This window comes from Burkholderia anthinoferrum, assembly GCF_002925705.1.
Classification (GTDB): domain Bacteria; phylum Pseudomonadota; class Gammaproteobacteria; order Burkholderiales; family Burkholderiaceae; genus Burkholderia; species Burkholderia semiarida.
In genome coordinates, this window is record NZ_LFZP01000077.1 from 1 (window position 1) to 3,923 (window position 3,923).

Genomic DNA, 3,923 nt, shown 5'->3' on the forward strand with positions numbered 1-3,923 from the left:
CTGTTCCCGCGCGACACCGTGCAATCGCGCCTGCCGGATCCGGAATGGCTCGAGCGCTGGCTCGACGAGCAGATCCGCTTCGACGGCGAGTGGGAGAAGAAGGTGGTCGAGCGGATCCTGCACAACCTGTCGATCCTGTTCGAGCGCACGTTCGCGACCGCGCAGGAGCTGAACCGCTATCGCCGCGAAGTGACGGCGCGGACGAATGGGGTGCCGGGCAACGCGTAGTGAATCGGTCCTCGCGCGGCACGGCGACCCCCGGCCCCCGGATTCCGGCCGACAGGCGAACCCGATGCACGCTGACCGGCATTGCCGGCCGGCGGGTTATTCGTATCCGGAAATAATCGGCTCATCAGTTTCTTGAACCCGCATGGCAAGCTTGAATGTCGTGTGTTTAGTATTTTTCAATAAACGTTGAATTCCGGATTTAAAAGGCATTTTGTTCGTCCGTTGCGGGCGGTTTGTTTTTTCGCAATCCGGAAAACAAAATGAATAGTCGGCTGATTGAAATTGAATTGTATGCGTCGGGGGCCAGCTTTTCCGGTGTGAAGCAATCGCCGCGGCAGCGGCGGATTTCGCCGGTAAATGCCTGTTTTGGCGAGAGTTTTACCGCTGTTTTTGAGCCTTCCATTCACTTGCATATCGATTTACAAAATCACTACCCGATAATATTTGTGTAAGAAAATATCGATGCAACGAAATTCGATAGATAAATACAAGTGTCACGATTGAAAATAAGAATGGAATGCATCCGTGCTTTCACTATAAAATCGTTTCAGAATCCAAATAGGAGAGACGATTCAGGGAGACGAGCGGCAACTTGCCTGTCGGTGGGTGCAACTTTGAGGCGGCGGTATGGCTAATGTGAGATTGGCAAAGAGATTGAGAAGTTTGCCTTCGCTGGATTTCCTGAGAGGCTTCGAATGCGCGGCGCGCCATTTGAGCTTCACGCGTGCGGGGCAGGAACTGAACGTCACGCAGTCGGCCGTGAGCCGCCAGGTCAAGGCGCTCGAGGAGCAGCTCCGGATCGAGCTCTTTCATCGGCACATTCGTTCGCTGACGTTGACCGACAAGGGGCGCGAGTTGTACGACGCGATCTCGTTCGCGTTGTCCGATCTCGAATCCGTGGTCGGCAAGCTGTCGTCGAGTGTCGGCCAGCGCGCCATCTCGTTGTCGACCACCGTCTCGTTCGCCGCGCTTTGGCTGATTCCGCGTCTCGGTTCGTTCCGCGCAAGCTATCCGGACATCGACGTGCGCGTGTCGGCCACGAGCGAAATCGAAGATCTCAAGCGCAAACGTTTGCATCTGGCCGTGCGCTATGCCGGCCCGTATACGTCGACCGACGATACGGACGTGCTGTTTCGCGAGCGTGTCGTGGCCGTATGCAGCCCGAGCCTGATGACGGCGGCGGGCGACGCCGCGTCGATGAAGCCGGCTGACCTCGACAAGCACGTGCTGCTGCATCTCGACGACCCGCGTGGCGAATGGCCGTGGCACGGGTGGAGCCAATTGCTGAAGGAACTCGGCGTGCCGCGGCTGCGGCCGGCCGGCGCGCTGCACTTCAGCCAGTACGATCAACTGATCCAGGCGGCGGTCGACGGGCACGGCATCGCGATCGGAAGGCGGCCGCTGGTCGACGGGCTGTTGAAGCAGGGGCGGCTCGTCGAGCTGTTCCCGCATTGCACCGTTGCATCGGGCAGCTATGTGCTCGTGCAGAACCCCGATGCGTGCAACGAATTCGATATCGCGGTGCTGACCAACTGGCTGCTCGAACAAGCTTGCCATCCGCTCGTGTCGGAGCACGACACGGCCGGCAGCAACGTGCTGCCGATGTATCGCGTCGGATAGCGCGGCACGGTGAATGCGCGGTGCGCGGCGTCATGCGCAGCCGCGGGAAATTGTGCGATGATGCGCCGCTTCGCGTTCGTCACAGAACGCCGCCATCGCGGCGCCCGTTTCCGGGCTGCCGCCGAGCCCTGACACTCCGGAGACAGCATGCCCGCACAGCGCATTCAAGGCAGTACCCTGCATTACCACGATCATGGCACCGGGTTTCCGGTGCTGCTCGGGCACAGCTATCTGTGGGACGCCACGATGTGGGCGCCGCAGATCGATGCGCTGTCGAGCCGGTATCGTGTGATCGTGCCGGACCTGTGGGGGCACGGCGAATCGGGCGCGCTGCCGCAAGGCACGCACACGCTCGACGACCTCGCCGCGCACGCGAGCGCGCTGCTCGACGCGCTGGACATCGAACAGTGCGCGGTCGTCGGGCTCAGCGTCGGCGGCATGTGGGGCGCGCGGCTCGCATTGCGCGAGCCGCGGCGCGTGCGCTCGCTCGTGATCATGGACGCGTCGCTCGAAGCCGAGCCCGATGCGACGCGCACCCGCTATTTCGCGATGCTCGATGCGATCGAGGCCGCGGGCCGCATCGCGCCGCCGTTGCTCGACGCGATCGTGCCGCTGTTCTTCCGGCCGGACGTCAATCTGGAGGGCCCGGTGCCGGCCGCGTTTCGCCAAGCGCTCGCGAACCTGCCCGCCGACCGGCTGCGGCAATCGATCGCGCCGCTCGGCCGGCTGATTTTCGGCCGGCCCGACACGCTCGCGGCACTCGCCGAACTCGATGCCACGCGCACGCTGCTGATGTGCGGCGCGGGCGACATGGCGCGCCCGCCGTCGGAAACCGTGAAGATGGCGAACGTGATCGGCTGTGCGCACACGCTGGTGCCCGACGCCGGCCATATCTCGAACCTGGAAAATCCCGCGTTCGTCACGCGCGCGCTGCTCGACTGGTTCGACGCGCAGCAACTGCAGGCGAACTGACGATCGCGCGAACGGCGACGCCCGCGCAGGCCGCGCGGCGTCGCATCGATCCGCGTCACGCGCGCTCGCTGACCGGCGTGAACTTGCGATCGCGCACACGCGCTTCGTCGGCCCCGCCGCGCACGAGGCTCAACGCCTCCGCGCGGCTCGCGACGCACGGCCCGGAACCGGGCAGCGGCTGGCGCGCGGTCTCGCGCAGCGCGAGCACCGACACGATGCCGATGAACGACGCGCCCATCAGGTAGTACGCGGGCATCATCAGGTCGCCGGTGCGATCGACGAGCCATGCGGTGACGAGCGGCGTCGTGCCGCCGAACAGCGACACCGACACGTTGAAGCCGATCGCGAGCGCGCCGTAGCGGATCCGCGTCGGGAACAGCGCGGGCAGCGCCGACGGCATCACGCCGGTGAACGTCGACAGCAGGATGCCGTAGATCAGCATCCCGCCAAAGATCGGCAGCAAGCCGCCGGTGCGGATCAGCATCAGCGCCGGCACCGACAGCGCGAGCAGGCCCACGCAGCCGGCCATCATCACCGGCTTGCGGCCGATCTTGTCCGACAGATGCCCGGCGTACAGCGTCATCGGCATCATCAGCACCATCACGAGCAGCACCATGAAGAGCCCGAGCGATTCGCGCACGTGCAGCGTCGCCGACAGGTAGCTCGGCAGATACGACAGCGCCATGTAGTCGGTCACGTTGAAGATCAGCACGAGGCCGACGCATTGCAGCAGCGGCTTCCACTGTTCGACCAGCAGCGTCGCGAAGCGCTGCTTCGGCCGCGCGCGCTCGTCCGCTTCGCGTGCTTCGGCTTCCTTTTTGAATGCCGGCGTTTCCTCGAGCTTGAGCCGCACGTAGAGGCCGACGAGGCCGAGCGGGCCGGCGATGAAGAACGGCACGCGCCAGCCCCACGACAGCAGCGCTTCCTGCGACAGCGTGGCCGTCAACAGCGCGACCGTGGCCGCGCCGAGCGTATAGCCGATCAGCGTGCCGAACTCGAGGAAGCTGCCCATGAAGCCGCGGCGCCTGTCGGTCGAGAACTCGGCGATGAAGGTGGCGGCGCCGCCGTATTCGCCGCCGGTCGAGAAGCCCTGCACGAGGCGG

At 64.4% G+C, this 3,923-nt stretch carries 4 protein-coding genes and 1 pseudogene; 3 read left to right on the plus strand and 2 right to left on the minus strand.

Features of this window, described 5'->3' with window-relative positions; genetic code table 11:
* Positions 1-228: pseudogene (locus C5F75_RS35750) on the plus strand (ferritin-like domain-containing protein); the annotation flags it as partial.
* Positions 229-427: 199 nt separating this feature from the next.
* On the opposite strand, the gene C5F75_RS36620 reads toward C5F75_RS35750, so the two are convergent.
* Entirely contained in the window at positions 428-631 is a 204-nt protein-coding gene (locus C5F75_RS36620) for a hypothetical protein (protein WP_146075244.1), read from the minus strand.
* A 224-nt stretch (positions 632-855) separates the two neighbouring features.
* On the opposite strand from C5F75_RS36620, the gene C5F75_RS35755 reads away from it, so the two are divergent.
* Together C5F75_RS35755 and C5F75_RS35760 are read left to right on the plus strand one after the other, a co-directional pair.
* Entirely contained in the window at positions 856-1,848 is a 993-nt protein-coding gene (locus C5F75_RS35755; RefSeq protein WP_059583808.1) for a LysR substrate-binding domain-containing protein, read from the plus strand.
* Positions 1,849-1,995: 147 nt separating this feature from the next.
* A complete protein-coding gene (locus C5F75_RS35760) occupies positions 1,996-2,820 on the plus strand; it encodes an alpha/beta fold hydrolase (RefSeq protein WP_104013524.1) in 825 nt (274 codons plus the stop codon).
* A gap of 55 nt (positions 2,821-2,875) precedes the next feature.
* Here C5F75_RS35760 and C5F75_RS35765 read toward each other — a convergent pair.
* On the minus strand, positions 2,876-3,923 hold a 1,048-nt coding region (locus C5F75_RS35765; protein WP_104013525.1), incomplete at its 5' end, for an MFS transporter.

Bases quoted from the DNA above. Each gene is read 5' to 3' on its own strand.
- C5F75_RS36620 (WP_146075244.1), bottom strand. From the start codon at position 631: ATGGAAGGCTCAAAAACAGCGGTAAAACTCTCGCCAAAACAGGCATTT.
- C5F75_RS35755 (WP_059583808.1), top strand. From the start codon at position 856: ATGGCTAATGTGAGATTGGCAAAGAGATTGAGAAGTTTGCCTTCGCTG.
- C5F75_RS35760 (WP_104013524.1), top strand. From the start codon at position 1,996: ATGCCCGCACAGCGCATTCAAGGCAGTACCCTGCATTACCACGATCAT.